Raw genomic sequence first — 16,853 nt, 5'->3', positions numbered from 1 at the left:
CTTAATTTAAAAATTCAATAATTCCTGTTTTCCATGTTTTGACGGTCTCTTTATAGCCAAATCATTATTTTTTGCAACAGGTTTATAAATAACAGTATATCCTATGTCAGTCACACCCGTTATTGATTCAACAAAATTAATTTTCATTTCAATTTCCTGGGATGTCATTACAGGTAGATTAAGATAAATGTTAAAATGCTTCATTTCATCTTTTCCTTCTTTGTCTCGGAAAACTATGAAGCGTTTATGACTTTCTACCCTGTTAGAGATGTACCTATTTAATCCCTCCGGTGTAGAGCGATATATATTGTCTTCAATGACTTTAAGGAATGATGGATCAATCTCAACACCGATGCTGTTTCTCTCCGAGGCTATTGCAGCCAGAGTTGAGGTCCCAGTGCCTAAAAAAGGGTCAAATATGGTATCTCCTTTCACGGAATACATATTTATTAAGCGATAAGGAATTTCAAAAGGATAAGCAGCGCTTCTACTACGAGTATCCGAGTTTTCGATTTTCTGTTTTACTCCTTTTAAATCCCATTGATCAGAAAACCAAGTATTCCTTTCCTCCCAAAAAAAAGCACTCTCGCGTCTTAGTCTCTTTTGCTCTTCGTTTTTGAATACTCTCTTTCCACCTTTTCGAAAGATTAAAATCCATTCGTGTTCAAGCGTTACATATGCACCAGCAGGTAGCATTCCTGACCCCATAAACTTGTTTGGAGCATTGGTCTGCTTCCTCCAAATAATATTAGGCATATTTAGAAAACCCAACTCAATAAACTTTGAGATGATTCGAGAATGATTATTATAAAGGCAAAACTTATCGCTAATAGTTCGTGTTGCGTCTCCTATGTTAATACAAACAAAACCGCCTGGTAAAACTATTCTTTCAACTTCAGTCCATACTTTATCAAGTTCCTTGTGCATTAATTCAAAACTTTCAAGCCCATTCTCGTTTATTAAACTTTTTGAAATTCTTGAATTTTGGGCCGACATGATCTCATCCCACATTTCAATCATAGGATAAGGTGGCGAAGTAACTACCAATCCCACTGTATTAGCTTCGATGGTAGCTATTTGTTCACATGCATTTCCAATAAGTATCCTGTGCTCAGTAACTATCTCGCTCATCATGTAAAATTACTTAAAGCAAATGAGAATGCACATATGTGTTACTTATTTGTCAATAATTTTTGCTAATTTTATTGGCAAAACAATCTGCATATTTGCACATCTGTAATCTGCACATCTAACACATGGCTAAAACCAAGATCGCCTATTTCTGCCAGAGCTGTGGCTACGAATCGCCTAAATGGCTGGGTAAATGCCCAAGCTGCCAGCAATGGAATACTTTTGTTGAAGAAATCTTAGAGAAATCGAGCGCATCGGTGCCAAACTGGAAAAGCAGCCCAGCCTCGTCGCAGCGGGCTAATAAGCCGGTTGAGGTTGGCGAGATCACCTTTAAGGAAGAGCACCGCCTGCTAACGCCCGATAAGGAGTTTAACCGGGTTTTGGGCGGCGGCATTGTTGCAGGTTCGCTGGTGCTGATAGGCGGCGAGCCGGGCATTGGTAAATCGACACTGATGCTGCAGCTTGCCCTGAACATGCCAAACGTGAAGGTGCTGTATGTATCGGGCGAGGAAAGCGACCACCAGATAAAAATGAGGGCGGAGCGCCTTGCCAATGAAAAATCCGAAATCCGCAATCCGCAATCCGAAATAAACAAGGGCTGCTACATCCTTACCGAAACATCCACCCAAAATATATTTAAGCAGATAGAAGAACTGCAGCCGGATATTTTGGTGATCGATTCTATCCAGACGCTGCATTCATCGCATGTGGAGTCGACGCCCGGAAGCGTATCGCAGGTGCGGGAATGTACCGCCGAACTGCTGCGTTTTGCCAAAGAAACCTCTACGCCCGTATTTTTGATAGGCCACATCACCAAGGATGGGATGATAGCCGGGCCAAAAATATTGGAACATATGGTAGATACCGTGCTGCAGTTTGAGGGCGACCGCCACCACGTATACCGCATTTTGCGCACTATCAAGAACCGCTTTGGCTCCTCATCCGAACTGGGCATTTACGAAATGCTGGGCGAAGGGCTGCGCGAAGTATCAAACCCGTCCGAGATCCTATTATCGCAACGCGACGAGCCTTTAAGCGGCGTGACCATATCGGCCACTTTAGAGGGCATGAGGCCCATGCTGATAGAAACCCAGGCGCTGGTAAGCACATCGGCATACGGCACGCCACAACGCACCGCAACGGGCTTTGATACCAAACGGATGAGCATGCTGCTGGCAGTGCTGGAAAAACGTTGCGGGTTCAAGCTTGGTGCGCAGGATGTTTTCCTGAATATTACGGGCGGTATCCGGGTGGAAGACCCGGCCATTGACCTGGGCCTGGCCGCTGCCATTATATCATCGCATGAGGATATTCCCATCCCGGCTAAAACCTGCTTTGCGGGCGAGATTGGCCTGTCAGGCGAAATAAGGGCGGTAAATAGAGTAGAGCAGCGCATAGCCGAAGCACAGAAACTGGGTTTCGACCAGATATTTATTTCCAAATACAATATGCCAACTGCCGCGAAGGACAAAAAGCGGCTCGACCTTTCCCGCTATACGATTGATGTGAAAGTTGTGGGGCGTATTGAAGAGGTATTTGGGTTGCTGTTTGGGTAAGGCTATGATATCCTCAACGTAAGCAGGGTTATATCGTCAATGGGTTTGCCTTTAACCACCTGGTTAATGTAGTTCATCAGCGCCTCGTTAAAGCTGTCAGGACTTTGTTCACCATTATGGGACACAAATTCCAGCAACTTATCCTCGTCCCATGCTTTGATATTTTGCGCATCGTAATCCATTAAGCCATCAGTGTAATTAACTATCAGGCTTCCTGGTTCTACATCTATTTCTCCCTCGTTTAAAAAAGGCAATTCTTCAAAGGCGCCAATCATGGTTGTGCCAAGTTTAAGCGGCACAGCTTCCCCTTCAGAATAGAGTATACTGGGGTTGTGTCCGGCGTTTATATAATTAAGCTTCCGGGTTTTTTCGTTGTACTTGGCCAAAAACAAGGTAATAAAACGCTCCCCTTTAGTATTATCTATCACAATTTTATTAAGTCGTTCCACAACGGTCGTTAGCTCGTCTTCTATGGCGGCTAAACCGTGCAGGCTGGCCTGGAAGTTTGCCATCAGCAACGCGGCAGAGATCCCTTTGCCCGATACATCAGCTATGCACCATAAAAACTCGTTTTCGTTCAGCCGGAAGAAATCGAAATAATCCCCTCCGATATCCTGATGCGGCAGGTATTTGGCCCCGATCTCCACCCCCTCTTCCTTGTGTTCCCTTAGCGGGATCAGCATGTTCTGCACTTCAACAGCCAGTTCCATTTCCCGCTGAAACCGCTCGGCCTGTAACCGCTCCCTAAAAAGTTTTTTGTTCTCTAAGGCCACTACTATAACATTTATCAGCGTCTGAATAAAGTTCAGGTCGTTGTTTAACATGTCGCCCGAGGTGTTGAAGTCGCCGATGAGCGCGAATGCAAGGGCCTTGTTTTTATGGTAGATGGGTATAAAATAATTGTAACGGCTAAGCGTGTTGTCGGCATGGCCTGTAAGATCAGCCGGCGATCGTAATTTGTTTAAGTGCGACCATGTTTGATTGAGTGTGGCCGCTGTTTCCATATCCCCGCCGTATTTCGAGATACAGTTATATGCGCCATCCTTTTCGATCAGGAAACGGAATTTACCAACCTGTAAATAATTTTTTAGGATCACCTCCAGCATTTGTATCAATGTGGGGGTTGGGGTGTTTTTATTGATAGCCCTTGTAACTTCCAATAACGAGTTTAACTCCGACTGCCTTTTAAGTAACAGCCTGATTAATTCATCTTCACCAGAACTATCGTTGTTATTTTGCATTTATATTTAGGTAGCCTAAAGTAACTAAATATTCTTTTTTAACGTCAGCGAACCACTCTTTTTTTAGCGGATAGTATTTATAGCTTACTTACCTTACAATACGCCCCTTCCACGCATATTTGCGGGTATTGCCTATCAAACCAACATATACAAAGTAAATAATATGTATAGGAGCAAGCACTATTAACAGGCCTACCAAATTTGCGCGCTTAAAAAAGGTGGTTATAGGCAATAAAAAGGCCACTTCTATAATATACTTTAACAGAAACTGAACCAGAAAAAGCTTAAGATAAAAAATATTATAAAAACCCAACCCTGCGTTTACCAACAGCGAAAGATTAAACAGCCATATACAAACCGCAAGCGCCACTACCTTTTTATCTTTATAACGGGTAGATTTTGACGCCCAGCGCCTGCGCTGTTGCAAAAACTCCTGCAGGGTATGCTTGGCGTGGGTAAATACTACCGCGTCCCGGTTTTTAAAAAAGCCTATTTTATGCGGGTAAATCTCGGCAACTTTTTGCAGCAGCAGTTCGTCATCGCCCGATGCCAGGTCATCTATCCCCTTAAACCCTCCCACCTCATAAAAAACATCTTTACGATAGGCAAAATTTGCCCCGTTACAGGTTGAGGCCCTGCCATTGCCAATAAAGGCTGCACCGATACCTATCAGGTACGAGAATTCAAGCGTTTGCAACCGCTCAAATAACGATCGTTCCTCAAAATAGGTAACCGGCGACGATATCATTACCGGCCCGTGCGTTTCATAATAACCCACAATTGACGAAAGCCACCCGCTTCCCATACGGCAGTCTGCATCGGTACAAACCATTAGCTCGCCGGTTGATAAATTAATAGCCTCGGCAATGGCTTTCTTTTTATAAGAGTTTAACGGCTTATCTTCGTTTAGTTGCAAAAGCCTTACGCCGTGTACCGCGTAGCTGCTTATAATGGCGGCAGTATCGTCAGTAGAGTGGTCGTCTACAATTATTATTTCTGTTAACTGTTTGGGATAATCCTGCGCTAAGATATCATCGATGGTGTAGCGTATGCGTCCGGCCTCATTTCGGGCGGCTATCAACACGGTTACTTTTGTAGCTAATGGCGCTGCGCCAATGCCCGGGCGCTTTAACGCAGCCCAACCTTTTATTAAATAGGCAACCACCAGCAGATATAAGCCTGTTAGCAATAACGAAATGGTACTATGCAGTGCGATCAAAAAACTTAAGTTTAAAAACAAATACTGAACCGATAATGGCAGGGATAATGAGGTTGACCAGCCAGATGGATGATACCGCTGCAATTATAGCTATTTGCTGGTTGGTTACATATAAAAATAAATGCATCGCCGTAAAACTGCGTACGCCGATGTCTAAAAGATCAAGCGATGGCAGGGCCGACTGGATAAAGATGAAAACAAACACTGTCATCATCATGCTGAAAAAGGCGATATCGGGCAGTAGAAGATCTATTACGAGATAATACTGAAATGAGAATACAAAAAACCGGGCAAGGCTATAACCAATAACAATAAGTAACTCATCCCTGTTATAACGGCCCATGATCTCAAAAAACCGGTGATACTTTTTAAGGAACCTGATACGGTCAAGCAGGGCCACCAGCCATTTTATATTTAAATAGAATACCAGCAATAACCCTAAAAAAGCCAGTGACAGTACCGTTATCCCCAGGTACAGCCAAAAATTTAAATTCAGGAAATAATAAATAAACCATAACGAGGCCAGTATACCAACCGTATTGGTGATCACGTTTTGTGCAAAAGCACCCACCGCCATAGCGAAAACGCCATGCACCCTTTTACGGTTTGGCAAAAACATTACGCGCCCCCCGTACTCGCCAATGCGGTTTGGCGTAAAAACGGCCCAGGTAAGGCCGCAAAAAACAGCCTCGATAGCAACCCACACAGATATAGTAGTAAGCTTTTTGGCCAGGTATTGCCATTTAAGGCTTTCTAAAAACCAGTTCAAAACCATCAGCAGAACAACAGCCGACAGGGTGAATATCACCTGATTGCGGCTAATAACAGCAGTTAGCGCTTCAAACTGTTTAAGGCTATCGTTCTTGGTTAAAAACTTATTGTATATAAAAAGAAAGGCTAAAACAAGGATGCCTGCTTTAAGAAGGTACGAGAATATTTTTTTGGCTGCGGCTGTCAATCTTAAAATTTGTGCAATGTTACAAAAAGCAAGTTAAAAGCCGGGAGCAATAAGGCTTTCTGCGTATATTTTAGTGTTGCCCACAAATGTGATAGCTGTTTTGTTTGATTAAGCTAATTACAATATTGCTGTGCTTTTGTTTGATAAAGAAAGTTTTAGGACAGAAAAGGGTTTATATTTGTATAACTGTGCCCAATAAGTATTTTGTATGTTACAATACAACTTGTTTACGTTTAAAACGACGATATTTCTAAACTCAAATACATCATCATGATAACACCTAAAAACATTCTGTTACTGGCCATAGGTATTGCTATAGCTACCACCGCCTGTAACGCGGCCGAACCCTCGCAGCGGGACACCCTGCCGGCGGTGGAAACGCAAAGCCCTAACACCAATTACAAACCAGCTTTTAAAGGGCAAACCCGCATTGGCGGTGTAAAAACCAAAACACCGGTTGCAATCACCGTTATAAACAGCAGCCTTAAAAACCCCTGGGGCATACATGTATTGCCTGATGGGCGTTTCCTTGTAACAGAAAAAGCAGGCTCGATGCGTATATTAAAGGCCAGCGGCGAATTTGACAAACAGATCACCGGTTTCCCGGCGGTGCTTTTTCGCGGACAAGGCGGGTTATTGGATGTTACTATTGACCCCGACTTTGCAAAAAACCGTATGATCTACTGGGCATTTGCAGAGCAGGCCGAGGGCGGATCGCTGCTGGCTATTGCCAAAGGTAAATTATCGGCTGATGAAACAAGGCTTGAAGGTGTAACCGTGATATACCGGGCAACTCCGGCGTATAAGGGCACCCTGCAATACGGCGCTCGTATAGTATTTGACAAACAAGGCAACCTGTTTATAAGCACGGGTGAGCGAAGCGGCAACGATATCCGCATGAAGGCGCAGGACCTTAGCGCGGCCATCGGCAAGATCATCCACATAACAAAAACGGGCAAGGCTGTACCGGGCGGGCCGTTTGCCGGTAAAGCTAACGCGCTGCCCGAAGTGTACGCCTATGGTATACGCAACCCCGATGGATTGGCATGGAACCCGGTAACCGGCGAACTTTGGGAGGCTGAGTTTGGCCCACGCGGCGGCGACGAGATCAACATTATTAAACCCGGGCGCAATTTCGGCTGGCCGGTAGTTACTTACGGGATTGAGTACAGCGGCGAAAAGGTTGGTGATGGCATACAGCAAAAAGAAGGTGTAACCCAGCCAATTTACTACTGGGATCCTACCATATCGCCCGGGGGCATTACGTTTTATACGGGCAATATTGCCGAGTGGAAGAATAACTTGTTTGTAGGGGGGTTAAGCGGGTCGCACATTGCCAGGCTGGTGATAAAAAACAACAAAGTTGTTGGCGAAGAGCGCCTGCTGCGCGATAGAAATGAACGCTGGCGCGCTCTTGTAACCGGTAAGGATGGTGCCCTTTACGGCTTAACTGATAGCGGGAAACTGTACAGGATAGCTAAGAAATAACAAAAACGGCTGATGAAACATCAGCCGTTTTTGTTGACATATGGCCAGTAAACCACTAAATAGTTTTAGTTATTTAAACACGCAGTGGTGACAGAATGGTGTCACCATGTAATTTTTTAACTGCCTGATTATGAGTTGTTCACGTTTGTTCACGGTGTTCACGTGCGCCGAACGTGAACACTTTGCAGAGAGTTAAGCTTCAGATTGACCAGATGGCATTACCCCAGGATCTCCTTAATATCCTCGGCGGTAAGCGATTTGATAAAGCTGTCTTCAGTAGTGATGAGGGCGCGGGCTACGCTTAGCTTGCGCTGCTGCAAAGCCAGTATCTTCTCTTCCACTGTATCTTTGGTGATGAATTTATAAATGAACACATTTTTGGTTTGGCCGATGCGGTGCGTGCGGTCAATGGCCTGCTGCTCAACCGCGGGGTTCCACCATGGGTCAAGGATGAAGACGTAATCAGCCTCGGTTAAGTTCAGCCCTACGCCCCCCGCCTTTATTGATATCAGGAACACCCTTGTTTTGGCGTCCTCCTGAAATTGCTTAACCACATCGCCGCGGTTTTGCGTACTGCCGTCAAGGTAAACATAGGAAATATCTTCCCTATCAAAATAATTGCGGTAGATGCTAAGCTGTTTTACAAACTGCGAAAAAATAAGCACTTTATGCCCGCCGTCAAGTACGTTGGCAAGCGTGTGTACAACGTTTTCGAATTTGCCACTGTCGCCCTCGTATTCAGTGTCTATCATACACGGGTGGTTTGCTATCTGCCGCAGTTTAATAAGCCCTTGCAATACCTGTATCTGTGTTTTGGCATAGGTGCCGTCCTCAATGCTGCGCAGCAATTCGTTGCGATATTCGGATTTTACTTTGTCGTACACTTCGGCCTGTTCTTCGCTCATCTTGCAATAAAAAAGGTTCTCGGTTTTTGGAGGGAGCTCTGTTGCAACCTGTTCTTTGGTGCGGCGCAGTACAAACGGCTTAATAATGGCCTGCAGCTTGCGTGCCTTATCTTCGTCCTTCTTCTTTTCTATCGGTGTAACAAACTCGTTCTGAAAAAACAGCTGCGCGCCCAGTAAGCCCGGGTTGATGAACGACATCTGGGTCCAGAGGTCGTTAACCGAGTTTTCTACAGGGGTACCGCTCAATATCAGTTTAAAACGCGATTTTAACTGCCTGACCGATTGGAAAGATTTCGACGATGGGTTTTTAATGTTCTGACTTTCATCCAATATTACATAGTCAAAAAAGTAAGCTTTAAACATCTCGATATCTATCCGGCTGATGCCATAGGTGGTTATCACCACATCGTAATTGGCAAACACCTCCGCGGATTTGTAGCGGAACGCCCCGGTATGCACCATCAACCTCAATTGCGGCGCAAATTTACGTGCCTCGTTCAGCCAGTTGTAAATGAGCGAGGTAGGCATTATTACCAGCGATGTGGCTTTGCTGCCCGCTGCCTCCGAGTCTTCTTTATGTTTTTGAAGCAAGGCAAGGGTTTGTATGGTTTTACCCAAACCCATATCGTCAGCCAGGCAGCCGCCAAAGTGATACTCCTTTAAAAAGTGGAACCAGTTATATCCCGCTTTTTGATACGGCCGCAGGCTGCCGGCAAAATTTACGGGCATGGCAACATCTTCTGTTTCCTCAAATCCCGCGAGCTTTTGCAGTTTGCGGTTCATAGCCACTTCGGCCATCTCGCCGCCCGCCAAATCGTTAACCAGGCCAAGGTGGTGCCTGCGCAGTTTTAAATGGTCGCCACCCTCGGCAAAATGCAGCAGGTTGCCGTATTGCGAGAACCAGCTTTCCGGAATAACGGCAATCTCTCCGGAGGGCAATACAAATTCCTTTTTATGATTAAGAATATGGTTTTTTAACTGGATAAACGGGATACGGTATTGGCCGAAATAAACCACCGCGTTAATGTCAAACCAATCGTTGTTCTCGCTTATTTCAAGGTCAATTTTGGTGTTTCCAAACACATACCGCTTTTGCCCGTCGGGCTGCTCCAGTTCAAAGCCTTGCTCTACCAGTTCGTCGTGGTGTTGGTTAAGCCATTCAAAAATTGGGAAAGAGCGGTCGCCCTCATCATTATGCGCAGCTACTTCAAGGTTTTGAAACAGTGATGATACCGTTTTTAGCCCCATAGCTTCTAACTGCTGCAGCTTCCCTTTCTCCCAGGCAACCGAGCGCTTAATGCGATGAAAAAGGTAATCATCGCCCGTTTTCTCCATCCTTACCGATACATGCCGGCCATCGCCGTACGGAAAGATATATCCGGCGTACTTAAAATATAATTGCAGCTGAGAAGTGCCGCCCTCAACATAAATAGGCTTTAAAAAGGCTGTTGCCTCGTGCTTTTCGGTATTGATGGTAAAACCTTCGGCATAAACGTTGTGCTTCTCTATCAGCGGGCCAACAAATTTTTCGAAGTACGATTGCTCTGATGATTTTGGTATGGATATATAGCGCTTGTTAAGAAATGGCTGTAGCTTTTTCCCCTCTATCTCTTTATCAAAATAATACAAGGTATCATCCAGCAGCATCCAGGCCGGGTGGTTGCAAATCACCTCGGCATCCTTAAACATAAATTCTATACGCATGCCCTGGTACTTAATAGTTGGGAAATACCTGATCTCGTCATCCCCTCTCCTGAAATGGAAAAGCACAGAGGCGGGTTCATCAGCGATATGAAGCTTACGCCCGGCCGGGTACCCTTCCTTACTCATTAAGTAGATCGGTTTTTTACTGATGCCAAGCAACGCAAGCGCTTCTACTAATTTTTTTTCGATCTTGGGGCGGATGGTGTCAAAAAGCTGGTCGTTAAATATTTTGGCAAAAAACTCGAACGGACGGATAGGCTTTTTGTAGAACTTTTTAATAATGTTACCCTGTTCTATATCCTCCAGTATCTTTATAAGCTTACGGTCGGTATCGTCAATACAGTGCATAAACTCTTCGGCGGTATTACTGAACAGGCGTTGATGGGTAAACGAAAACTCGCCGTTGGGGTTTAACTGCACTATGTGCGGCTCTATTACGTACGACAGGAAATCGTGCCGGGCAATGGCATAAATAATTTGGCAAGGTTTACTGCTATCTACGCGTAACATGAACTTTCTTCAGGTAAAAAATTAAAGAAAGCTACACTGAGAAAAAATTCAAACGTAATGTAAAAAAATGATACCCGAAAATTTTCGGGTATCATTTTTTATAGTGAATTATAACCAGTGGCTAAATAAGCGATGTTTCTTTTCCGGCAATGAGCAGTAAGCCTGGAAATACTTAAAGGTCTATCCGGCCCTCAAAAACGAGTTCTGCAGGCCCTTCTAAAAATATATTGCTGAATTTTTCGCCGTCATGATCAAAGCGGATATTAAGATCGCCGCCTAATACTTTAACGGGGGTATTTATGCTACCGGTTTGATGATGGTGTTTAGCCATTGCCAGCGCAACGGCAGTAACACCTGTGCCGCAGGCATATGTTTCGTTTTCAACGCCCCGTTCAAATGTGCGTACAAAATATCCGTCGCCACTTTTTTCAACAAAGTTTACGTTGATCCCCTCTTGCTTATACGTTGAATTGTTGCGGATGGCGTAACCTTCATTGTAAACATCTTTGGCCTCCAGTGCGGTTGTTAATTTAACATAATGTGGCGATCCGGTGTTAAGCACATACGCTTCACCATCCTCATTGATAATGGATACATCTATCATTTGCAAACTAACCCAATCACCCGCTCCTGAAATTTTGGCATGATGCGTTCCGTCACTCGCGAGAAATTTTGTCATATCAGTTATTATGCCCAGATGTTTGGCAAACGCTACAATACAACGCCCGCCGTTGCCACACATGCTTCCTTCCTTTCCGTCGGCATTGTAGTATACCATTTTGAAGTCAAATCCGGGTTCGTTTTCTAGTAGCATCAGCCCATCTGCACCGATGCCGAAACGCCTGTCGCAAAGCCTTGCAACCTGCTGATTACCAGTAAATTTTACTGATAAATCACGATTGTCGATCAAAATAAAGTCGTTTCCCGCTCCCTGGTATTTATAAAAGTTTATCTGCACAACACTTTGTTATATTTAGTCGTTAAATAATAGTCCAAATATACCGCCCCTGCAGGGTTATTTAACACTTTTTAACATTATTACCTATACCTAATTATTGATTATATCGTCTATATGGTATTAAATTTGAATTTCGATATATAAAGTAAAACAGAAAGTGGATAAAAATATGAAAAAAATTGGTTTAACATTATTAACCGCCTTTGCAGGCGGTGCTATGGCGTTAGGCGTATATAAATTTGCCGAAAAAAAGTACGCCGATAACATGAGTTTGGAGGATAAACAGAAAGTTTATTTTGCCAGCAACCGGGCAAACGCTCCGGTCACTTCATCTGCCGGTTCGGTAGATTTTACCCAGGCCGCGGCAGATGTAACGCCTGCGGTGGTATATATCCGCACAACCTTTGCTGACAGGAGTAACGACCAGCAGGACCAGATGGAGCAAATGTTTGGGCAACTGTTTGGGCAGCGTATGCGCCCGCAGGGTCCGCAAATGGCCTCAGGTTCGGGTGTTATCATCTCTCCCGATGGCTATATCGTAACGAATAACCACGTAGTGGCCAAGGCCGAAAAAATCCAGATCGTTACCAACGATCACCGTAACTTTGAGGCCAAAGTAATAGGTACCGACCCTAATACAGACCTCGCCCTTATAAAAATTAATGCAACCAACCTGCCGATTGTGAAGCTTGGTAACTCTGACGCTGTTCGCGTTGGCGAATGGGTATTGGCTGTAGGTAACCCATTTAAGCTTAATTCAACTGTAACCGCGGGTATTGTGAGCGCCAAAGGAAGAAGCATTAATATTATTGGCCGCGATGAAGACGAAAGCCCATTCCCGGTTAGGCAAAACGAAAACCCTACGCTTAGGAAGGGCATTGAATCGTTTATCCAAACCGACGCGGCTATTAACCCTGGAAACAGTGGCGGCGCATTGGTTAATACCGCCGGCGAACTGATCGGTATCAATGCGGCAATCGCTTCGCATACAGGCAGCTATGAGGGTTATGGTTTTGCTATCCCTATTAACCTGGCAAAAAAAGTTCTTAATGATATAAAGAAATACGGCGCTGTTAAACGTGGCTATATCGGCATCAGCTTTGCAGACCTTAGCGACCCTGATGCGGCTAAGCAAGTTAACAGCGATAAAACAAATGGCTTATACGTAAGCAGTTTGCTAACCGGCGGCGGTGCAGAGCAGGCCGGTCTTAAAACTGGCGATATAATTACCAAGGTTGAAGGTAACCCGGTTTACGAATCATCTGATTTACAAGAACGTGTAGCCCGCTTACAGCCAGGCGATAAAATTAACCTTACTGTATTGCGCGGTGGCAGCGAAAAGAATTTCAGCGTTACCTTAAAGCCGGAATCTGCCATAAGCAACCGTACAGCATCTGTAAATAAATCGGCGGCCGAGCTCTTTAACAAACTGGGGGCAAGTTTCCAGCCGTTAAATGCAGATCAGAAAGCCAAGTTTCATGTTAATTCTGGTGTGATGGTTACCCAGGTACGTCCGGGCGGTATATTTGATGATACCGAAATACCGGTGGGTTCTGTAATTACCTCTATTAATAAGCAACCGGTGAACAGCGTTGCCGATATGGACAAGGTAATAACTTCGTTAAAAAATGGCAGGCTCATCATTACCGGGTACTATCCTGATGGCGGTAGCTTCAGCAACGTTTTTGCAGTTCAATAATTATAAATTCAATTCCAAAAAAAAAACCGGCTAAAGAGCCGGTTTTTTTTTGCTTCATTCTATTAAAAAGTAACGCTTACACCGGTGGTAAATAAAAAGTAGATGCCATTCCGGGCATTTTCATTTACATAATTAACCTGTTTAACAGGTTTGATAAAATAAGGCGTAAAGTTGATTTGCCATTTGTTTATGGCATAAACTATGGGCATAGAGCCCGTAACCGCAAGCAAATTATAACCCTCAACCTCCCGTTGATGTTCCTCTGTTACCGTTTGGTTAATAATGGTTTGCTTAGGCTGCTTTGGAAACAAGATATTGATAGGTGACGTAGGTGTTGGGTTATCTACCGCGCGTTGAACCACCGAGTTTGTGTAATAGGTTTCGGTGAAACGCTGCGTACCGCTGTATAGCGTAAATGTTGGTGTTACTTTCAATCCGTTTGTTTTTTGCGCGCCGGTTTTAAGAACCGCTATCTCTTTGGATAGTTCCGCGGTGTTAACAATATCATTCTTATTATTCCGGCCAAACCGGTAACTGCCGCCCAGGGTGAGCTTCACAATATCAGACGGATTAAAGTTAAGTTGTGCATCTATCGTGGTATTAAATGATGACAGGATGTTCGGGCTATCGTCATTTATAAAATACTTGGTAACAGATATGGCGCCTCCGTAATATTTCTTTTTATCGAAAGAAAAGACATATCCCGGAGTGATGCTAAATCCGGGTGAGTTGGAGCCGCCGCCCCCCGCGTTAAAATAACCGATACCGCTCACAAACAGCCCGTACTTAGATATCAGTGTAAAAGTAGGCAATACCAGCGGCACGCTCGACTCGTCCCTGCGGCCGGCATAAGTAAGGTTAGAGATGTATTGCAACCCTGCATTATAAAATAAAGACTTAACCTGTGGGGTAACGGTATCCTTGCTTACCTCTTGTGCATGTGCGCCAACAGCGGCAGCCATCAATAAGGTAATGCAGATTAGTTGACGTTTTTTCATAGTAAAGTGTTTAAAATTTCCCGTATAAGCAAAAAGGCCGTTTAAGGCCTTTTGCTTTGAATACTTAAATAAAAATTAGTGCCTGGCTGCAACGCCGGTTTTGGTTGCAGTTGATGCATTTATTTTAACCTGTTTTTTGCCTACTTTAACAGCATTGCTGGTTGTAGCATGGGTATTGGTAGCACTTTTTACATTTTTTGATGATACCGCTGATTTGGCAGAACCATTTACAGTTGTTTTGCCGCTAACACTAACTTTAGTATTTTTTACACGGTTAGCTGTAGCAGTAGCTGCGCTTTTTGCGCGTAGCGATGCGTTCTCTTTTGCAGCATTTGCATTGGCTGCTGCGGCTGTAGCAGTATTTTCGGTGTTATCAACAACCTTGTCGGCATTAACATTTACCTTTTCTGCGGCGGTTGCATTTACTGCACCGTTTACTGTTGCTGCATTATTACTTGCGGCTGTTTTTGCAGTTGTATTAAGTGTAGCGTCCACGGCGGTAGTAGCAGCCGGGGTAACAGCAGCTTTTTGTGCAGCTGCTACGGTTTGCGCGGTAGCGTTTTGGGTTGCGGCCTGAACTTGTTTAGTTACGGCGGTTGTTTGATTAACTGCTTTTTGCGCCACCGCTGCAGCATTTACAGTTGGTGTTGTGGCCTGTGTTACTATTTTAGTTGCTGTTGCAGCACCAACGTTAACTTGTGCCATTGCAGAATTAACTGCAAACAAGGCTGATGCAAATAAAATTGGTTTTAATAGCTTTTTCATGTCTGTACTTTTTATAGTTAAATAATCGGCGGAAAAAAGTCCGCATTTATCTAACATTCGCAAAAGTAGTACCAAGCGTATAAATGCTGTTTTTATAAGGTACCAATTACTAAAGTCACTGCTGTTGTACTAAAAAAACTACATCTACCTGTGTATAAATCAGTTAATCCTATTGCCAATTTATTATAAAAAAAGCCCCGGCAAACGCCGGGGCTTGATATGCTCTTTACAAAAGAGTTTACATCTTTGGCATCCGTCGCATCATATTGGCCATAGCCGCCGGATTGCTCATTTGTTTCATCACCTTACGCATATCGTCAAACTGTTTCATCAGGCGGTTCACTTCCTGCAGATCAGTTCCCGATCCTTTTGCAATACGGGTGCGGCGACTTGGGTTAATAATGTCGGGGTTAGCTTTTTCTTTAGGGGTCATCGAGTTAATAATGGCTTCGATGCCCTTGAAAGAATCATCACTTACCTCTACGTCCTTCATCATTTTACCAACGCCCGGTATCATGCCCATCAGATCCTTCATGTTGCCCATTTTCTTGATCTGCTGTATTTGGCTGTAAAAGTCGTTGAAGTCGAATTTATTTTTACGGATCTTGCGCTGCAGCTCAGCGGCTTCCTTCTCGTCGAACTGTTGTTGGGCACGTTCAACCAGGGATACCACATCGCCCATGCCCAAAATACGCGATGCCATACGGTCGGGGTGAAAAACGTCCAGCGCTTCCATTTTTTCACCTGTACCGATAAATTTAATCGGCTTATTAACTACCGATTTGATAGAAAGTGCGGCACCGCCACGTGTATCGCCATCAAGCTTTGTCAGTACCACACCTGTAAAGTCCAGGCGATCGTTAAAAACTTTAGCAGTATTAACAGCATCCTGCCCAGTCATCGAGTCAACTACGAACAGTATCTCGTGAGGGTTAACCGCCGCTTTTACCTGCTCTATCTCAACCATCATGGCCTCGTCTATAGACAGGCGTCCGGCGGTATCAATAATTACCACGTTATTGCCGTTTTGCTTAGCCTGAGCAATACCTTCGCGCGCAATGGCGATAGGGTCCTTTGATTCCAGGTTGGCGTAAACAGGTATCCCTATTTGCTCTCCTAATACCTGTAGCTGGGTAATTGCCGCCGGGCGGTAAATATCATCGGCAACCAAAAGCGGTTTTTTACCCTTTTGTGTTTTAAGGAAATTGGCCAGTTTGCCGGTAAACGTGGTTTTACCCGCACCGTTCAATCCCGCTATCAGGATGATGGTTGGCGATGCTTTCAGGTCCAGGTCGGCAGTTGTACCGCCCATCAGCTCGGTAAGCTCGTCGTTCATCAGCTTGGTTAAAAGCTGGCCGGGCGAAATGGACGTTAATACGTTTGAACCCAAAGCTTTTTGCCTTACATCATCAGTAAAGGCCTTAGCGGTTTTGTAGTTAACGTCGGCATCCAGAAGGGCTTTACGTATCTCCTTCATGGTTTCGGCCACGTTTATTTCTGTGATTGATCCTTGTCCCTTTAATACTTTAAAAGCCCTGTCGAGCTTATCCGATAAATTTTCAAACATTATTTATTCTAATTTTTGAGGATACAAAGGTATGATTTTGAAGCAATTTGCCTTAATAATAGTATTACAAAACCATAATTAACCAGTATTTAACAAAAAGAAATGTAACGTTTATGCATTTTACAGCATCTTATAAAAACTATTAACCACCCAA

General features: G+C 44.3%; 12 protein-coding genes. 3 read left to right on the top strand and 9 right to left on the bottom strand.

The annotated features are described in order from the left end of the window. Window positions 1-6 precede the first annotated feature (6 nt). A complete protein-coding gene (locus GWR56_RS04755) occupies window positions 7-1,134 on the bottom strand; it encodes a site-specific DNA-methyltransferase (protein WP_202925373.1) in 1,128 nt (375 codons plus the stop codon). Window positions 1,135-1,256: 122 nt separating this feature from the next. Between GWR56_RS04755 and radA the strand changes: the two genes are divergently transcribed. After that, complete coding sequence (gene radA / locus GWR56_RS04750; protein WP_162430016.1) at window positions 1,257-2,687, top strand: DNA repair protein RadA; 1,431 nt, start codon at window positions 1,257-1,259, stop codon at window positions 2,685-2,687. Between the two features lie 2 nt (window positions 2,688-2,689). Here the strand turns inward: radA and GWR56_RS04745 are convergent, their stop codons facing one another. From GWR56_RS04745 to GWR56_RS04735, 3 genes are all read right to left on the bottom strand, one after another. Further along, window positions 2,690-3,928, bottom strand: a complete 1,239-nt coding sequence (locus GWR56_RS04745) for a PP2C family protein-serine/threonine phosphatase (RefSeq protein WP_162430015.1) — start codon at window positions 3,926-3,928, stop codon at window positions 2,690-2,692. Between the two features lie 88 nt (window positions 3,929-4,016). Next, complete coding sequence (locus tag GWR56_RS04740; RefSeq protein ID WP_162430014.1) at window positions 4,017-5,147, bottom strand: glycosyltransferase; 1,131 nt, start codon at window positions 5,145-5,147, stop codon at window positions 4,017-4,019. Next, entirely contained in the window at window positions 5,131-6,105 is a 975-nt protein-coding gene (locus tag GWR56_RS04735; RefSeq protein WP_162430013.1) for a lysylphosphatidylglycerol synthase domain-containing protein, read from the bottom strand. Before GWR56_RS04735 ends, GWR56_RS04740 begins: the two co-directional genes overlap by 17 nt. Window positions 6,106-6,375: 270 nt before the next feature. Between GWR56_RS04735 and GWR56_RS04730 the strand changes: the two genes are divergently transcribed. Next, window positions 6,376-7,593 carry a PQQ-dependent sugar dehydrogenase gene (locus GWR56_RS04730; RefSeq protein WP_162430012.1) on the top strand — a complete coding sequence of 406 codons (1,218 nt, stop codon included), beginning with the start codon at window positions 6,376-6,378 and terminating at the stop codon, window positions 7,591-7,593. Between the two features lie 218 nt (window positions 7,594-7,811). Here GWR56_RS04730 and GWR56_RS04725 read toward each other — a convergent pair whose 3' ends face one another. After that, window positions 7,812-10,712 carry a DEAD/DEAH box helicase gene (locus GWR56_RS04725; RefSeq protein WP_162430011.1) on the bottom strand — a complete coding sequence of 967 codons (2,901 nt, stop codon included), beginning with the start codon at window positions 10,710-10,712 and terminating at the stop codon, window positions 7,812-7,814. 172 nt (window positions 10,713-10,884) lie between these two features. Continuing rightward, window positions 10,885-11,670, bottom strand: coding sequence for a diaminopimelate epimerase (gene dapF / locus GWR56_RS04720; protein WP_162430010.1), 786 nt, complete (start codon window positions 11,668-11,670; stop codon window positions 10,885-10,887). Window positions 11,671-11,839: 169 nt separating this feature from the next. Here dapF and GWR56_RS04715 point away from each other — a divergent pair, with 169 nt between their 5' ends. Further along, window positions 11,840-13,369, top strand: coding sequence for a Do family serine endopeptidase (locus tag GWR56_RS04715; protein ID WP_162430009.1), 1,530 nt, complete (start codon window positions 11,840-11,842; stop codon window positions 13,367-13,369). Between the two features lie 62 nt (window positions 13,370-13,431). Here the strand turns inward: GWR56_RS04715 and GWR56_RS04710 are convergent, their stop codons facing one another. The 3 genes from GWR56_RS04710 to ffh all read right to left on the bottom strand — a co-directional run bounded on the left by GWR56_RS04710 (window position 13,432) and on the right by ffh (window position 16,699). Beyond that, window positions 13,432-14,367, bottom strand: a complete 936-nt coding sequence (locus GWR56_RS04710; RefSeq protein ID WP_162430008.1) for a hypothetical protein — start codon at window positions 14,365-14,367, stop codon at window positions 13,432-13,434. Between the two features lie 75 nt (window positions 14,368-14,442). Further along, window positions 14,443-15,132, bottom strand: a complete 690-nt coding sequence (locus GWR56_RS04705) for a hypothetical protein (RefSeq protein WP_162430007.1) — start codon at window positions 15,130-15,132, stop codon at window positions 14,443-14,445. 238 nt (window positions 15,133-15,370) lie between these two features. Further along, entirely contained in the window at window positions 15,371-16,699 is a 1,329-nt protein-coding gene (ffh, locus tag GWR56_RS04700; RefSeq protein ID WP_162430006.1) for a signal recognition particle protein, read from the bottom strand. Window positions 16,700-16,853: the final 154 nt, after the last annotated feature.

The organism is Mucilaginibacter sp. 14171R-50, assembly GCF_010093045.1.
GTDB lineage: Bacteria > Bacteroidota > Bacteroidia > Sphingobacteriales > Sphingobacteriaceae > Mucilaginibacter.
This window is presented reverse-complemented; position numbering and strand designations above follow the sequence as displayed.

Bases quoted from the DNA above. Each gene is read 5' to 3' on its own strand.
- GWR56_RS04755 (WP_202925373.1), bottom strand. From the start codon at position 1,134: ATGATGAGCGAGATAGTTACTGAGCACAGGATACTTATTGGAAATGCA.
- GWR56_RS04730 (WP_162430012.1), top strand. From the start codon at position 6,376: ATGATAACACCTAAAAACATTCTGTTACTGGCCATAGGTATTGCTATA.
- radA (WP_162430016.1), top strand. From the start codon at position 1,257: ATGGCTAAAACCAAGATCGCCTATTTCTGCCAGAGCTGTGGCTACGAA.
- GWR56_RS04710 (WP_162430008.1), bottom strand. From the start codon at position 14,367: ATGAAAAAACGTCAACTAATCTGCATTACCTTATTGATGGCTGCCGCT.
- GWR56_RS04705 (WP_162430007.1), bottom strand. From the start codon at position 15,132: ATGAAAAAGCTATTAAAACCAATTTTATTTGCATCAGCCTTGTTTGCA.
- GWR56_RS04725 (WP_162430011.1), bottom strand. From the start codon at position 10,712: ATGTTACGCGTAGATAGCAGTAAACCTTGCCAAATTATTTATGCCATT.
- ffh (WP_162430006.1), bottom strand. From the start codon at position 16,699: ATGTTTGAAAATTTATCGGATAAGCTCGACAGGGCTTTTAAAGTATTA.
- GWR56_RS04745 (WP_162430015.1), bottom strand. From the start codon at position 3,928: ATGCAAAATAACAACGATAGTTCTGGTGAAGATGAATTAATCAGGCTG.
- GWR56_RS04715 (WP_162430009.1), top strand. From the start codon at position 11,840: ATGAAAAAAATTGGTTTAACATTATTAACCGCCTTTGCAGGCGGTGCT.